This is a genomic window from Ensifer sp. KUDG1, from assembly GCF_050434285.1.
GTDB lineage: Bacteria > Pseudomonadota > Alphaproteobacteria > Rhizobiales > Rhizobiaceae > Ensifer.
In genome coordinates this window covers 275,645-290,403 of record NZ_JBNDIG010000008.1, presented here as the reverse complement: position 1 = coordinate 290,403, position 14,759 = coordinate 275,645, and the positions used below count along the sequence as shown (strand labels likewise).

Here is a 14,759-nt window from a genome sequence, read left to right as displayed (position 1 = left end):
CATGAAAAAAGAAACCTCGCCCCGCCCGACGAAGCAGGACCGCGGAGATGCCACCCGCGAGAAACTGCTGACCAGTTCCATCGACGTCTTCGGCCGCTATGGCTTTGACGGCGCCACCACCCGCATGCTCGCCGAAACGGCCGGCGTGAACCTCCAGGCGATCCCCTACTATTTCGGCGGCAAGGAAGGCCTCTATATCGCCGCTGCCGAGCACCTTGCCTCGATCATCATCGACCACGTCGCGGACCTCCGAAACGCGGTTCTTGCCCGCCTTGCCCATCTCGACAACCAGGGCCAGCCGCTGGGAGCCCACGAAGCCCGCGACATGCTCAGCCAGTTGGCGCAGCACATGGTCGCCCTCTTCGTCAGCCGTCAGTCCGAAAGCTGGGCGCGCTTCATTATCCGCGAGCAGATGGAGCCGACGGAAGCCTTCGAGCGCGTCTATGCCAATGTCATGGGCCCGATGATCGGCATGGCCGGCCGACTGGTTGCCACCATCCTTGGCGACGCACCGCAATCGGAACAGGTCCGGCTGAAGACCCTATCCTTCGTCGGTAGCATCCTCGTCTTCCGCATGGCCCACGCAGCCGTTCTTCGGCAGATGAAATGGCAGGCGATCGGCCCCGACGAGCTCGACCTCTTGCGCCGGCATGCCGCCGAACTGGTCGCGGCCATTGAAAGCAAGCGGGAGGACCGGTCATGAACAAGCCAGCAATAGCGCTGATCCTGATCGCCGGCGCCGCGGCCGGCGCCTGGTGGTTCGACGTTCCCCAGCGGCTCGGCTGGATCGGCAAGGAGCAGATCTCGGTGCTCTACGGCAACGTCGACATCCGACAGGTTTCACTTGGCTTCCGCGTCAGCGGCCGCATCGCAAGCCTTGGCGTCGACGAGGGCGACACGGTCAAGCCCGGAGACGTTCTGGCGACGCTGGACGCCGTCCCGTTCGAGCAGGCGGTCGCCGCGGCGCAGGCCGATCTCGGCGCGCTCAGAGCCAACCTTGCAAAACTGAGGGCGGGCGCACGCCCGACCGAAATTGCCCAGGCGCGCGCCACCCATGAGGAGCGCCTGGCCGATCTCGAAAACGCCGATCTCGCCTATGAGCGTGCCCGGCAATTGCGCCCGAACGGCACCATCTCCCAGGCCAATCTCGACGAGGCGAGCGCCAACAGGGCTGCGGCCGCTGCGCGCGCCACCTCCGCCCGCGAGGCCCTGGCGCTCATCGAAGAGGGAAGCCGGATCGAGGATATCGAAGCGGCCCAGGCGCAGGTGCTTGCCGCCGAAGCCAAGCTCGAAAGCGCCCGCACCTCGCTTGCCGATACCCAGCTGTTTGCGCCGAGCGCCGGCACGGTCCTGTCGCGGGTGCGTGAAGCCGGCGCCATCGTCGCGCCCTCCGACACCGTCTACGTCGTTTCGCTGAACGAGCCTGTCTGGGTTCGCGCCTATGTGGCGGAACCGGACCTTGGCCGCGTGCATCCCGGCATGGCCGTCGAGGTCACCTCCGACAGTGCTCCGGATCACCGCTATAAGGCGACGGTCGGCTTCATCTCGCCGGTCGCCGAATTCACGCCCAAGTCGGTGGAGACACCGGAACTGCGCACCGATCTCGTCTACCGCCTGCGCATCGTGGTCGACAAGCCGGGGGCCGATCTGCGGCAGGGCATGCCGGTGACCGTGCATCTGCCGGAAAAGGCTGGAGCGGCGCCATGAGTGACGAGGCGCCGTTCGTTCGCATCGCCGATGTGGTCAAGCGTTTTGGCGATGCTCCGCCAGCGCTCGACCATATCGCTGGCGAGATCCTCGGCGGGCGGATTACCGGGCTCGTCGGCCCTGACGGTGCCGGAAAGACCACGCTGATCCGACTGATGACCGGGCTGATGGTGCCGGACGAGGGCAAGGTCGAGGTTCTCGGTTTCGACACGGTGACGAATGCCGCCGATATCCAGGCGGCCATCGGCTACATGCCACAGCGCTTCGGCCTCTATGAGGACCTTTCCGTTCAGGAAAACCTCAATCTCTACGCCGACCTGCGCGGCCTGCCGCTTGGCGAGCGTGCGGCAACCTTCGACGAACTGCTCGAATTCACCGACCTCAAGCGCTTCACCACGCGCCTTGCCGGCAAGCTCTCTGGCGGCATGAAGCAGAAGCTTGGCCTTGCCTGCGCCCTGCTGCGCAAGCCGAGGCTGCTGCTGCTCGACGAACCGGGCGTCGGCGTCGACCCGATCTCGCGCCGCGATCTCTGGAAGATGGTCGAGAACCTGACGAAGGAAGGCATCGGCGTCGTCTGGTCCACGGCCTATCTGGACGAGGCGGAGGCCTGCGACAGCGTTCTGCTCTTGAACGAGGGCAAGCTCCTGTTCACGGGCAGTCCCGCCGAACTGACCGCCAGGGTCGCTGATCGCGTCTTCAAGGTTTCCGGCATTACGCATGGGCGGCGTCAGAAGCTCGCAAGCTATCTCGACGGCGACGATGTCGTCGACGGCGTCATCCAGGGCGAAGCGATCCGTCTGGTCATGAAGCCCGGGACCAAACCGCCGGCCCCGGCCGAACATTCCGCAGCAGCGGGCGTTGCGACCACCACGCCACGTTTCGAGGATGCCTTCATCGACATGCTCGGCGGCGGCCCCGGCGGCCGCTCGAAGCTCGCGGAAACCCAGACGCCCTTCCCGACCGACAACGGGCGCCCGGTCATCGAAGCGCGCGGACTGACGAAACGCTTCGGCGATTTCACTGCCGCCGACGCAATCACCTTCGACATACCACGCGGCCAGATCTTCGGGCTCTTGGGTCCGAACGGCGCCGGCAAGTCCACGACCTTCAAGATGCTGTGCGGGCTGTTGAAGCCAACCGCCGGCGAAGGCCGCGTCGCCGGTTTCGATCTGCGCCGCGATGCCGCCGAGGCGCGCAACCGGCTCGGCTACATGGCGCAGAAATTCTCGCTCTACGGCGATTTGAGTGTCGGCCAGAACCTAAGCTTCTTTGCCGGCGTCTACGGGTTATCCGGCGCGCGCAAACGCGAGCGCATCCAGTTGATGACGGAAATCTTCGGCTTCGCCCGCCTGCTCGACATGTCGGCGAAAGATCTGCCGCTCGGCCTCAAGCAGCGGCTGGCGCTCGCCTGCGCCGTGCTGCACGAACCGGAAGCGCTGTTTCTCGACGAACCGACCTCCGGGGTCGATCCCATCACCCGACGCGAGTTCTGGACCCATATCAACGGCCTCGTCGAGAAAGGCGTGACCGTCCTCGTCACCACCCACTTCATGGACGAGGCCGAGTACTGCGACCGCATTTCGCTGATTTATCGCGGCCGGTCGATCGCGCTGGGTTCTCCGGACGAGTTGAAGGCGCAGGTCGCCAGCCCCGAGCATCCGGACCCGACGATGGAGGATGCCTTCATCGCCCTGGTTCAGGGCTCGGAGGAGAAGGAGGCCGCATGAGCGCGCGCGCCGCAACGACCGAAAGTCGGGCCACGAGAGCCAGACGCTTTGCCGCGCTGGTGCGCAAGGAAAGCTATCAGATCGTTCGCGACCCGAGTAGTATCCTGATCGCCTTCGTGCTGCCGATGATCCTTCTGTTTCTTTTCGGTTACGGCGTTTCGCTCGACACCACGCAGACCCGCATCGGCCTCGTCGTCGAGGAAGAAGCGCCGCTGACGCGCGATCTCGCCGCCGGTTTCCAGGCCTCGCGTTATTTCACGGTGGCGATCGGTCGGGATCGCCGCGAGTTCGAGGAAGACCTGGTGCTAGGCCGGGTGCGCGGCATCGTCGTCATCCCCAAGAGCTTCGTCGCCGACTACACGGCAGGACGGCACCCCGCCTTGCAAGTGCTCGTCGATGGCTCCGATCCCAATACGGCGAACTTCGTCCAGAACTATGCGCAGGCGACCGTTGCCAACTGGGAGCGCCAGCGGCTGAGCGATGGCGCCGGCCGGCCGCCTGCGATTTCCGCCGAGCAGCGTTTCTGGTTCAATCCGGAACTCACCAGCCGGAACTTCCTGGTGCCGGGCTCGATCGCCATCGTCATGACGCTGGTCGGAACGCTGCTCACCTCCCTCGTCGTTGCGCGCGAATGGGAGCGCGGAACGATGGAGGCGATGATGGCAACGCCGGTTTCGGCAGCCGAGCTCCTTGCCGGCAAGCTGCTCCCCTATTTTATTCTCGGGCTCACCTCGATGACGCTCTGCGTCCTCCTTGCCGTCTTCCTCTTCGGTGTCCCCTTTCGCGGCTCCGTCGCAGCGCTCTATGCACTGTCGGCGACGTTTCTGATGCCGGCGCTCGGCCAGGGCCTGCTGATTTCGGCGGCGACCAAGAACCAGTTCCTCGCCTCGCAGCTCGCGTTGATTTCGGCGTTTCTTCCGGCCTTCCTGCTCTCGGGTTTTCTCTTCGAGATCAATTCCATGCCGACGGTCATTCAGTGGATCACCTTCATCGTGCCGGCGCGCTATCTGATCCCGAGCCTGCAGACGGTGTTTCTGGCCGGCGACATCTGGCCGATGTTCGGCAAGTCCATTGCCGCCATGCTCCTGATCGGCAGCGTGTTCTTTGCGCTCGCCGCTCGCAGCACCCGCAAGAGGATCGGCTGAGATGTGGTGGACCAGACTGAAAGCCCTGATCGTCAAGGAATTGCTGGCGGTGCTGCGCGACCCCAAGGGGCGCACCGTGCTGATCGTGCCGCCGATCCTGCAGCTTCTGGTGTTTTCCTACGCCGCGACGCTCGAGGTCACCAATGTCGACGTGCTGGTGCTGAACCGCGACAACGGCCACTGGAGCCAGGATCTGATCGAGGGGATCGACGGCTCGCCGACCTTCCGAAGCATCCGCTTCACCGACAGTCCGCAGGAGGTGCGCCTGGCGATCGACACCCAGCAGGTCATTGCGGCGATCGAAATCGGGCCCACCTTCTCGCGCGATATCGAGGCCGGCCGGCCGGCGGAGGCGCAGGTCATCCTCGACGGCCGCCGCTCCAATGCGTCGCAGATCGTCTCCGGCTATCTCGGCCGCATCGTCGGCGCGCTTGCCGCCGAGACACCCGCCGGCAAGCGCTTGGCATCGGGGGCGGTCACCGTCGTTGCCCGCAACTGGTTCAATCCGAACCTTACCTATCAGTGGTTCATGGTTCCGAACCTGGTCGCCAGCATCGCGCTGTTGATCGGCCTGATCGTGACCGCGCTGTCGATCGCGCGCGAACGCGAGTTGGGGACCTTCGACCAACTCATGGTGTCGCCGCTTCGAACCCATGAGATCCTGATCGGCAAGCTGATCCCGCCGATGATGATCGGGCTCTTCCACATCACCATCTATATTCTGGCGGCCGTCTTCATCTTCGGGGTGCCGCTGCGCGGCTCGCTGCTGTTGCTCTATGGCAGCGCGGTGTTTTACCTCGCCTCCGTCGTCGGTCTTGGCCTGTTCATTTCGGCCCTGTCGATGACGCAGCAGCAGGCGATCCTCGGCGCCTTCCTGTTCATGGTGCCGGCGATGCTGCTTTCGGGGTTTGCCACGCCGATCGAGAACATGCCGTCCTGGCTGCAGCCGATCACCTATGTCAATCCGCTGCGCTACTTCCTCGTGATCGTGAAGGGCGTGTTCCTCAAGGACATTCCGGCGGTCGAGGTGGCGCGACAGACGATCCCGCTGTTTCTGATCGCCATCGTCACCCTCTCGGCCGCCTCCTGGCTTTTCCGTCGCCGGCTGGAGTGATCAGTCCTTCAGGAAGCGCGCGATCGCCGCAATCTCATTCTGGCGGATGTCGTGCCCGCCCGAATGCCACTCGGTCTCGGTTGCGGCACCCTGTCCCTGGAAGTAGTCCGCGAGTGCCTGGGTCAGCGGCGCCGGGCAGATCGGGTCACGCTCGCCGGCGGTAATCAGGACGCGACGCCCCTTCAGCGCCGCATTGTCCTTCGGGCGGAACGGGATCAAGGGATGCATCAGCACTGCCTTGTCGAAAACACCGCCTTCGATCAGAACGTTGGCGAGAATGTTTGCGCCGTTGGAATAACCAAGGCCGATCACCTGTGAAGCCTGATGCTCCGCAGCCAGCGCCTTGACGAAGCCCGCCATCTTCTCGGTGGCGCGGGCAAGGTCCGCCATGTCGTAGACACCCTCGCCGGTGCGCTTGAAGAAGCGTGCGGCGCCATATTCCGAAACGTCGCCACGCGGCGAAACGATCGTCGCTTCGGGCAGAAGCTCGGATGCGAAGGTGAAGAACTGGTTCTCGTCACCGCCGGTCCCGTGGAACACGAAAAATATCGGCTGGCCGGGCTTCCCGGCCTTCAGCTTGTGAACATAGCCATGATCTACCATTTTTGTCTCCTGGAGCAGGCTTCCGAACGGGGTCGATGCCGCGTTCGAACCTGCCTGATTTCAAAGCGTTGGCTTCACGGTTTCGACGAAACTGTGAACCGTTCTGTGCAAGTGCCGGTACCGGAGGCTCGCCGCAGCGGCGAGCCTTCTCTGTCTTGGTCTCCTAGTCGATCTTCTCAAGGTGGCTTTCGAGGATCGGACGCAGGTGCTTGTGCTGCTGCGGCAGTTTCAGGGCCTCGCCGAGATGGGCAAGATCCTCGTCCCGCTCGAAGCCCGGCTCGTTGGTCGCGATCTCGAACAGCACGCCGCCCGGCGTGCGGAAGTAGATCGCCCAGAAGTAATCGCGGTCGATGACCGGCGTCACCTGGTAGCCCGTGTCCATCAGCGCCTTGCGCACCTCGAGCTGCTTTTCGCGGTTCTCGACGGCAAAGGCGATGTGATGCACCGAGCCTGCCCCTTGCGAAGCGCGGCCGATGTTCGGCATCGTTTCGAGGTCGATGACGCGGGCATCGTTGCCGCCGGGCACGATCAGACGGGTGACGCCATCCTTGCGATCGAGTTCTTCGTATCCCATGAACTTCAGAAGCTCGGCCGTCGCGCCTTCGTCGCGCAGACGCAGGGCTGCGGAATGGAAGCCGCGGATTGCATGGTCCGCCGAAATGCCGCCTTCCGTCCAGGGCGCCCGCCCGTCGTCCTTGACCTCGACGAGTGCGAAGCCGTCGCCGTCGGGACCGGCAAAATTCAGGCGCTTTTCACCAAAGGTTTCCTCATCCTTGAGACCGGTGACCCCCAGCGTCGCCAGCCGCTCCTTCCAGAACCCGAGCGAGCCTTCAGGTACAGAGAAGACGGTGGTTCCGACTTCGCCGGTACCGGCGCGGCCACGCGGCATCTGCGGGAATGGGAAATAGGTCATGACCGTGCCAGGCGTGCCAGCTTCGTCGCCGTAATAGAGGTGATAGACATCGGGCGAGTCGAAGTTGACCGTCTTCTTGACCCGGCGCAGGCCGAGCGACCTGGTGAAGAACAGGTTGTTCTCGCGCGCATCGTCGGCCATCGAGGTGACGTGATGCAGACCCTTGATCTGATTGAGCATTGCCGTGATCCTTTCTCTCCGGCGCCACCGGGCGCTCCGTTGGGTCTTAGATGCGCCTATCTGCCCCTCTGCGAAAGACGGCCGCAACCAAACGCATTGTCAACACGACATTGACGACACCCGAAACTCGTCAACAGACAGGAATTCCGGAGGCGACTTGTGAGCCCTCGCCGCGATGCTTAAGATCGATCGTCGGCATTTGCTGCGGCAACGCGAGGAGGGGCGCGTATATCTGTGAAACATCGCTTGGTCCTGGCGTTCCTGCTGTTGCCGCTGCTTGCAGCCATGCTGGCATGGAAAGGCTATGCGGTCACGACCGACAGCTATTTGCGCGAGGCAAGCGCCCAGGCGACGACGGCGCTTCGCCTCGCCGTCACCGCACTCGACGGCCACCTCAACCGATACCAGGCGCTGCCGGCGCTGATTGCGGATCATGACGACGTCCGCGAACTCGTCACCCGCCCGCGCGACCGGCGGCTACGGGAGGCCGTCGACAGCTATCTCAAGGACATCAACGGCCTGCTGCAGTCCTCGGACATCTACGTGATCACGCCGGATGGCAACACCATCGCCGCCAGCAACTATGACGGGCCGACGAGCTTCGTCGGGCAAAATTTCAGCTACAGGCCGTATTTCCAGGAAGCGCTTCGCGGGCAGCAATCGCGGTTCTATGCGCTCGGGACGACATCGCTGAAGCGCGGCTACTTTTTCGGCTCCCCGATCCGGGTCGGAAACGAGATCCGCGGCGTCATGGTGTTCAAGGTCGATGTCGAGCGCATCGAAGCCTCCTGGCAGGGCGGCGAGTACAAGATTTTCGTCTCCGACCCGGAAGGCATCATCTTCATGTCCGGCGATCCGGAGTGGCGCTACGCGTCGGTCCTGCCGCTGACATCGGACCGGCTGGCGCGAACCGAGGCCTCCAGGCGCTACGCCGACGCCACCGTGCACGCCCTTCCCGTCGTGGAGCGCGTCTCCTCCGATCGTCACTTCCTCACCGTTTCGGCCGGAAACTCGAGCCGCGAATACCTGATGCTTTCGCAGCGGATGCCCGACGCCGACTGGACCGTAAACGTGCTGGTCGACACCGCGTCGGTGCGAACACAGGCGCTGACGACTGTTATCGCCGCCCTGCTTCTGCTTTGCCTTGCCGGCCTCGGCGTCGCCATCATTTTTCAGCGACGGGCGCGCCTCAACGAGCGCCTGTCGATGCAGGCGGAAGCCCAGGCCGAGCTGGAGCGCCGGGTCGACGAACGCACTGCCGACCTCGCCCGCGTCAACGCCCAGATCGAGGAAGAGATCGCCGAACGGCGGCTGACGGAGAAGCAGCTGCGCCGCACGCAGGCCGATCTGATCCAGGCCGGGAAACTGGCGGGGCTCGGGCAGATGTCCGCTGCCCTCTCGCACGAATTCAACCAGCCGCTTGCCGCCGCCAAGACCTATGCCGACAGCGCCGCGCTGCTGATCGAACGAGGCCGGTCCGACGAGGCGACCGACAATATCCGCCGCATCTCCGGGCTCGTCGACCGCATGGCGGCAATCAGCAAGCACCTGCGCAACTTCGCCCGCAAGCCGAACGAGAAACTCGGGCCCGTTCTCGTCGAGGACGTGGTGCGCGATACGATGGAAATCGTCTCGGTTCGACTGAAGGCGGCGGCGGCAAGCATCGACATCGATCTCGGAGACGAACCGCTCGTCGTTCGCGCCGGCTCGGTGCGCCTGCAGCAGGTGCTCGTCAACATCATTTCCAATGCCGCCGATGCTGTCGAAGGGCTCGATGACCGCACCATCCGCCTGCGTGCGCGACAGGAAGACGGCAAAGTCGTGCTGACCGTCAGCGACCCGGGACCGGGGATTGCCCCGGCGATTGCCGAGCGCATCTTCGATCCGTTCTTTTCCACAAAGGGCGTCGGCAAGGGGCTGGGCCTTGGCCTTTCGATTTCCTATAACATTATCAAGGATTTCGGCGGGAGCCTTATCGCCACCAACCCTGCGGGCGGCGGCGCCGAGTTCCGCATCGAACTCGCTGCCGAAAACAGCAATGCCCGGGAGGCCGCTGAATGATCGAGAGCCGGATCCTGCTCGTCGACGACGAAGAGGATGTGCGCCATTCGAGCGCCCAGGCGCTGGAACTCGCCGGTTTCCGCGTCGACGCCTTTTCGGCCGCCGAACGCGCGCTCGAATTCATCAGCTACAGTTTTCCGGGCGTCGTCATCAGCGATATCCGAATGCCGGGCATGGACGGCATGACGCTCCTGCAGCGCATCCGCGAGATCGATGCGGAAGTGCCGGTCATTCTCATCACTGGCCATGGCGATGTGCAGCTTGCCGTTCGCGCCATGCGCGAAGGCGCCTATGATTTCGTCGAGAAGCCCTTTGCAGCCCAGATGCTCGCCGGCACGATCCGCCGGGCGCTGGACTGGCGCGCGCTCGTTCTCGAGAACCGGCGGCTGAAGGCGGTGGCCGGCAAGCGCGACGACATCGAGCAACGACTGCCCGGGCGAAGCCAGGTCATGGTCGACCTGCGCTACCGTATCCGCGCACTGGGCGCGGCCGATGCCGATACCTTGATTATCGGCGACACCGGCGTCGGCAAGGAGGTGCTGGCCCGGACGCTGCATGACCTCAGCACCCGCGCCAACAGCCCGTTCATCGCCATCAACTGCGCCGCATTGCCGGAAAACCTGATCGAAAGCGAACTTTTCGGCCATGAGCCCGGCGCCTTCCCTGGCGCCATCCGTCCGCGCTACGGCAAGTTCGAACACGGTCGCGGCGGCACGATCCTGCTCGATGAGATCGGCTCGATGCCCTTCGACCTGCAGGCAAAGTTTCTGCGCGTGCTGCAGGAACGCGTCATCACCCGGCTCGGGTCGAACGAGCAGGTGCCGCTCGACGTGCGCTTCATCGCCACCAGCAAGGTCGATCTTGAGAAGGAAGTGGCGGCCGGCCGCTTCCGGGCGGACCTTCTCTATCGCCTCAACGTCGCAACGCTCCGCGTCCCCTCACTTGCGCAAAGACGCGCCGACATTCCGCTGCTCTTCCTGCAACTGGTCAGGGAATCGGCTGCACGTTACGGCCGGGATGAGGTGGAAATTTCCCAGTCGATGCTGGCCGAAATCGCCGAGCGCGACTGGCCGGGCAATGTGCGCGAGCTTCGCAATGCGGCCGAGCGGCTGGTGCTCGGGCTCGATGCGGCCCCCGACGACAGCGCACGATCGGAGAACGGCAACCGTCTTGCCGACAAGGTGGCAGCCTATGAAAAGGGTCTCATCGCCAGCGCCATCGCCGCCCATGGCGGCGCGCTGAAGCCGGTCTACGAGACCCTCGGCATCTCGCGCAAGACCCTCTACGAGAAGATGCAGAAGTTCGGGCTCGACAAGAAACTGGTCGCCGCCGACTTTTCTGCGGACGGCGAGCATTGACCCGGTCGAGCGCCTAACGCAACGCCCTTGACCGGCGCGCCTCGCCGGTCGGATCGGCGCACCGGCCCGATGCCCCGAGCGGTAACGCCCGCGCACCGAAACCGCCGCGCTATTCTGCGTCGGCAGTCGCGACGAATTCCACCTTGATGCGATCCGGGTCTTCGATGAAAAGCGACCTCCGATCATGGCGCATACGGCAAGTCGCAAAGGCAAGGGCGCAGTGCGCAAACGCAGGCAACAAAAAAGGGGACGCGATCGCTCGCGTCCCCGGCAATGGTCACGGCGACCGGCTCAGACGTTGAAGGCAGCGCCAATCAGCGTCTTGGTATAGGGCTGCTTCGGCGCCTCGAAGATCGCGTCGGTCTCGCCTTCTTCGACGATCTTGCCGTTCTTCATGACGATCACGTAGTCCGACATCGCCTTCACCACCGAAAGGTCGTGGCTGATGAAGATGTAGGACAGCCCGTGCGAACGCTGCAGGTCGCGCAGCAGTTCGATCACCTGGCCCTGGACCGACCGGTCGAGCGCCGAGGTCGGCTCGTCGAGGATGACGACCTTCGGCTTCAGGATCATGGCGCGGGCAATGGCGATGCGCTGGCGCTGGCCGCCCGAGAACTCGTGCGGGTAGCGGTTACGCGAGGCGGGATCGAGTCCCACTTCCTTCAACGCTTCCGACGCCCGGCGGTCACGGTCGGCACGGGTGAGCTCGGGCTCGTGCACGTGTAGCCCCTCGGTGATGATTTCGCCGACGGTGCGCCGTGGCGAAAGCGAGCCGTAGGGATCCTGGAAGACAAGCTGCAGCGTGCGGCGCAGCGGCCGCATCTGGCCACGGTCGAAGCCGGAAATATCCGTCGTGCCGAAGCGGTAGTGACCGCTGCTCGGCAGGAGCCTCAGGAGCGCCCGACCGAGCGTCGACTTGCCGGAACCGGACTCGCCGACGACGCCGATCGTCTGCCCTTCCTTCAGGCGCAGATTGACGCTGTCGACGGCGCGGAAGACCGACTTGCCACCCTTAAAGAGACCGCCGCCGATCTGGTAATCGACGCAGACGTCGCGCCCTTCCAGGATGATCGGCGCGCTGTCGGGCGGAGATGCCTTGCGGCCGCTCGGCTCGGCAGCCAGCAGCATCTTCGTATAGTCGGCCTGCGGCCGCTCGAAGATGTCGGCCGTCGTGCCCTGTTCGACCACTTCGCCACGGCGCATCACGGCCACGCGGTCCGCGAAGTGCTTGACGATGCCGAGGTCGTGGGTGATCAGCACGATCGCCATGCCAAAGCGCTGCTGCAGCGACTTCAGGAGATCGAGGATCTGCGCCTGGATCGTCACGTCGAGCGCCGTCGTCGGTTCGTCGGCAATCAGCAGATCCGGCTCGTTGGCGAGCGCCATGGCGATCATCACGCGCTGGCGCTGGCCGCCCGAAAGCTCGTGCGGGTAGCTGTCGATACGGCGTCCCGGCTCGGGGATGCCGACGAGTTCCAGCAGTTCGAGCACGCGCGCCCGCGCCTGTTTGAACGAGCCGCCCCGGTGATGGACGATCGGCTCGGCGATCTGGCGACCGATCGGGTAGAGCGGGTCGAGCGAGGTCATCGGCTCCTGGAAGATCATGGTGACCTTCGCGCCGCGCACCTGGTTGAGCGCCTTCGGCGGCAGACCGACGAGCTCCTGCCCGCGGTAGCGGGCCGAGCCGGTCACGGTGCCGTTCTTGGCGAGCAGTCCCATGATGCCCATCATCGTCTGGCTCTTGCCGGAGCCGGACTCGCCGACGACGGCAAGCGTTTCGCCGGTGCGCACATCGAGGTCGATGCCCTTGACCGCCTCGACGGTGCCATCGGGCGTCGAGAAGTTCACCTTGAGGCCGCGAACGGCCAGGATGGTTTCCTTGGTATCAGCCATGTCAGCGATCCTTCGGGTCGAGCGCGTCGCGCAGGCCGTCGCCGACGAAGTTCAGCGAGAACAGCGTCAGGACGAAGAAGATGGCCGGGAAGATCAGAAGCCACGGCGCCGACTGGATGTTGTTTGCGCCTTCCGAGATCAGCGCACCCCAGCTCGTCAGCGGCGCCTGAACGCCGAGGCCGAGGAAGGAGAGGAAGCTCTCGAGCAGGATCACCTTAGGCACGACGACGGTCACGAAAACGATGACCGGGCCGATCGTGTTGGGGATGATGTGCCGGCGGATGATTTGCCAGTCCGTCAGACCGAGTGCCTGCGCGGCGCCGACGAATTCTCGACGTTTCAACGCCAATGTCTGGCCGCGCACGATACGGGCCATGTCGAGCCATTCCACCGCCCCGATCACCAGGAAGATCAGGATGAACGAGCGGCCGAAGAACACGACGAGCACGACGACGAGAAAGACGAAGGGCAGAGAATACATGATCTCCACCAGACGCATCATGACGTTGTCGACGCGCCCGCCGATATAGCCCGATGTCGCGCCGTAGACGACGCCGATGCCGAGCGACACGAGGCTCGCGAGCAGGCCGACGGCGATCGAGATCTGGCCGCCGAGCATGACGCGAACGAGCAGGTCGCGGCCGTTGGAATCCGTGCCGAAGGGGAAATATTCCCGGTCGACCTGACCGGTCACCTTCAGCGTCTTGCCGTCGTTTTCCGATGCCACCACCTGGGTATCGCGGAATTCATTGGCGCGGTCGAAGTAGCGCGTGGCACGGGAATCGATCGGCTGTTCGGAGGTAATCGTCGCGGTGAAGGTTTCACCCTCGAGATTGAACTCCTTCAGCGTGACGCGTGCCCGGGTGGCGACACCTTCCATCACGTCCTGAAGCGTCGACGTATCCGGCCGCGGCTCGAGGCTCGGGCTGATCGAGACATAGGACGGGAACACCTGGTCATAGGTGTGCGGAACGAAGAACGGACCGAGGAACGAAAACAGTGCGATCAGCGCGAGCATGAAGCAGCCGGCCATGGCGGCGCGGTTGCGCTTGAAGCGCATGGCGGCGAGCTGGAAGAGGCTGCGCCCCTTCGTTTCCGGCGTCGACGCCGGGGTCTGGGCGATATCAGTCATGGCGGACCCTCGGATCGAGCAGGCCGTAGAGAATGTCGACCAGGAGATTGAAGACGATGACGAAGATGGCGACGAGAATAACCGTGCCCATCACCAGCGTGTAGTCGCGGTTGATAGCGCCGAGGACGAAGTAGCGGCCGACGCCCGGGATGGTGAAGATCGTCTCGACGACGGCCGAGCCCGTCAAAAGGGCCGCGGCGCAGGGCGCCAGATAGGAGACGACCGGCAACATCGCACCACGCATGGCATGGGTGACGACCACCGTTCGGGATGGCAGGCCATAGGCCTTGGCCGTTCGGATATGGTCGGTATGCAGCGCCTCGATCATCGAGCCGCGCGTCAAACGCGCGAAAACTGCAAGCTGCGGCAGCGCCAGCGCGATCATCGGCAGGATCAGGAAGCGCAACGATCCATCACCCCAGCCACCGGCCGGCAACCATGCGAGCACGATTGCGAAGACCAGCGTCAACACCGGACCGACGACGAAATTGGGCACGGTGACCCCTATCGTCGAAAACGACATGATGGTGAAATCGAGCACGCTGTTTTGCCGAAGCGCGGCGATCGTTCCGGCGGTAACGCCGCCGATCAGCGCGATCAGCAACGCGTAGAAGCCGAGCTCCATCGAATAGGGCAGCCCCTTGCCGATCAGTTCAGCGACGTTGTTGTCCTTGTAGACATAGCTCGGCCCGAAGTCGCCGGTCACCGCATTGCTGAGATAGTGCGTGTATTGGCGCCAAAGAGGCTGGTCGAGCTGGTACGTCTTCATCAGGTTCGCCATCGTTTGTGGCGGAAGAGGACGCTCGAGATTGAAGGGACCACCAGGGGCGAACCGCATCAAGAAAAACGAAATGGTGACGACGATAAACAAGGTCGGCACCGCACTCGCCAATCGGCGAAGGATGAAGGAAATCATGGACGTACTC

At 64.1% G+C, this 14,759-nt stretch carries 12 protein-coding genes; 7 read left to right on the top strand and 5 right to left on the bottom strand.

What is annotated here, in order from left to right; genetic code table 11:
* The first annotated feature begins 1 nt into the window (after nucleotide 1).
* From M2267_RS20890 to M2267_RS20870, 5 genes are read left to right on the top strand one after another with little or no spacing between them, the layout of a single operon-like run.
* Nucleotides 2-703, top strand: coding sequence for a CerR family C-terminal domain-containing protein (locus M2267_RS20890; RefSeq protein ID WP_429116744.1), 702 nt, complete (start codon nucleotides 2-4; stop codon nucleotides 701-703).
* Nucleotides 700-1,707, top strand: coding sequence for a secretion protein HlyD (gene hlyD, locus M2267_RS20885; protein WP_429116741.1), 1,008 nt, complete (start codon nucleotides 700-702; stop codon nucleotides 1,705-1,707). Before M2267_RS20890 ends, hlyD begins: the two co-directional genes overlap by 4 nt.
* Nucleotides 1,704-3,434: an ATP-binding cassette domain-containing protein gene (locus tag M2267_RS20880; RefSeq protein WP_429116738.1), complete on the top strand. Its 1,731-nt coding sequence runs from the start codon at nucleotides 1,704-1,706 to the stop codon at nucleotides 3,432-3,434. The genes hlyD and M2267_RS20880 overlap by 4 nt, the downstream gene beginning before the upstream one ends.
* Entirely contained in the window at nucleotides 3,431-4,579 is a 1,149-nt protein-coding gene (locus M2267_RS20875) for an ABC transporter permease (protein ID WP_429116736.1), read from the top strand. The genes M2267_RS20880 and M2267_RS20875 overlap by 4 nt, the downstream gene beginning before the upstream one ends.
* 1 nt (nucleotide 4,580) lies before the next feature.
* On the top strand, nucleotides 4,581-5,693 hold the full coding sequence (locus M2267_RS20870; protein ID WP_429116734.1) for an ABC transporter permease: 1,113 nt from the start codon (nucleotides 4,581-4,583) through the stop codon (nucleotides 5,691-5,693).
* Here the strand turns inward: M2267_RS20870 and M2267_RS20865 are convergent, their stop codons facing one another.
* On the bottom strand, nucleotides 5,694-6,296 hold the full coding sequence (locus M2267_RS20865; RefSeq protein WP_429116733.1) for an alpha/beta hydrolase: 603 nt from the start codon (nucleotides 6,294-6,296) through the stop codon (nucleotides 5,694-5,696).
* A 163-nt stretch (nucleotides 6,297-6,459) separates the two neighbouring features.
* Entirely contained in the window at nucleotides 6,460-7,389 is a 930-nt protein-coding gene (locus M2267_RS20860; protein ID WP_429116730.1) for a VOC family protein, read from the bottom strand.
* Nucleotides 7,390-7,623: 234 nt separating this feature from the next.
* On the opposite strand from M2267_RS20860, the gene M2267_RS20855 reads away from it, so the two are divergent.
* Nucleotides 7,624-9,450 carry a sensor histidine kinase gene (locus M2267_RS20855; protein WP_043613383.1) on the top strand — a complete coding sequence of 609 codons (1,827 nt, stop codon included), beginning with the start codon at nucleotides 7,624-7,626 and terminating at the stop codon, nucleotides 9,448-9,450.
* Nucleotides 9,447-10,808 carry a sigma-54-dependent transcriptional regulator gene (locus M2267_RS20850; protein WP_429116728.1) on the top strand — a complete coding sequence of 454 codons (1,362 nt, stop codon included), beginning with the start codon at nucleotides 9,447-9,449 and terminating at the stop codon, nucleotides 10,806-10,808. The genes M2267_RS20855 and M2267_RS20850 overlap by 4 nt, the downstream gene beginning before the upstream one ends.
* 291 nt (nucleotides 10,809-11,099) lie before the next feature.
* Here the strand turns inward: M2267_RS20850 and M2267_RS20845 are convergent, their stop codons facing one another.
* Genes M2267_RS20845 through oppB form a run of 3 tightly spaced genes read right to left on the bottom strand, consistent with a single transcriptional unit; the run spans nucleotide 11,100 to nucleotide 14,749 of the window.
* Complete coding sequence (locus tag M2267_RS20845; protein ID WP_192449738.1) at nucleotides 11,100-12,701, bottom strand: ABC transporter ATP-binding protein; 1,602 nt, start codon at nucleotides 12,699-12,701, stop codon at nucleotides 11,100-11,102.
* 1 nt (nucleotide 12,702) lies between these two features.
* Nucleotides 12,703-13,833, bottom strand: a complete 1,131-nt coding sequence (locus M2267_RS20840) for an ABC transporter permease (protein ID WP_043613392.1) — start codon at nucleotides 13,831-13,833, stop codon at nucleotides 12,703-12,705.
* Nucleotides 13,826-14,749 (bottom strand): oligopeptide ABC transporter permease OppB, encoded by a 924-nt coding sequence (gene oppB / locus M2267_RS20835; RefSeq protein WP_034799616.1) that lies wholly within the window; start codon nucleotides 14,747-14,749, stop codon nucleotides 13,826-13,828. The genes M2267_RS20840 and oppB overlap by 8 nt, the downstream gene beginning before the upstream one ends.
* Between the last annotated feature and the right edge of the window lie 10 nt (nucleotides 14,750-14,759).

Excerpts from the sequence above, each read along its gene's own strand:
- M2267_RS20890 (WP_429116744.1), top strand. The coding sequence starts at position 2 with ATGAAAAAAGAAACCTCGCCCCGCCCGACGAAGCAGGACCGCGGAGAT.
- hlyD (WP_429116741.1), top strand. The coding sequence starts at position 700 with ATGAACAAGCCAGCAATAGCGCTGATCCTGATCGCCGGCGCCGCGGCC.
- M2267_RS20880 (WP_429116738.1), top strand. The coding sequence starts at position 1,704 with ATGAGTGACGAGGCGCCGTTCGTTCGCATCGCCGATGTGGTCAAGCGT.
- M2267_RS20875 (WP_429116736.1), top strand. The coding sequence starts at position 3,431 with ATGAGCGCGCGCGCCGCAACGACCGAAAGTCGGGCCACGAGAGCCAGA.
- M2267_RS20870 (WP_429116734.1), top strand. The coding sequence starts at position 4,581 with ATGTGGTGGACCAGACTGAAAGCCCTGATCGTCAAGGAATTGCTGGCG.
- M2267_RS20865 (WP_429116733.1), bottom strand. The coding sequence starts at position 6,296 with ATGGTAGATCATGGCTATGTTCACAAGCTGAAGGCCGGGAAGCCCGGC.
- M2267_RS20860 (WP_429116730.1), bottom strand. The coding sequence starts at position 7,389 with ATGCTCAATCAGATCAAGGGTCTGCATCACGTCACCTCGATGGCCGAC.
- M2267_RS20850 (WP_429116728.1), top strand. The coding sequence starts at position 9,447 with ATGATCGAGAGCCGGATCCTGCTCGTCGACGACGAAGAGGATGTGCGC.
- M2267_RS20845 (WP_192449738.1), bottom strand. The coding sequence starts at position 12,701 with ATGGCTGATACCAAGGAAACCATCCTGGCCGTTCGCGGCCTCAAGGTG.
- M2267_RS20840 (WP_043613392.1), bottom strand. The coding sequence starts at position 13,833 with ATGACTGATATCGCCCAGACCCCGGCGTCGACGCCGGAAACGAAGGGG.
- oppB (WP_034799616.1), bottom strand. The coding sequence starts at position 14,749 with ATGATTTCCTTCATCCTTCGCCGATTGGCGAGTGCGGTGCCGACCTTG.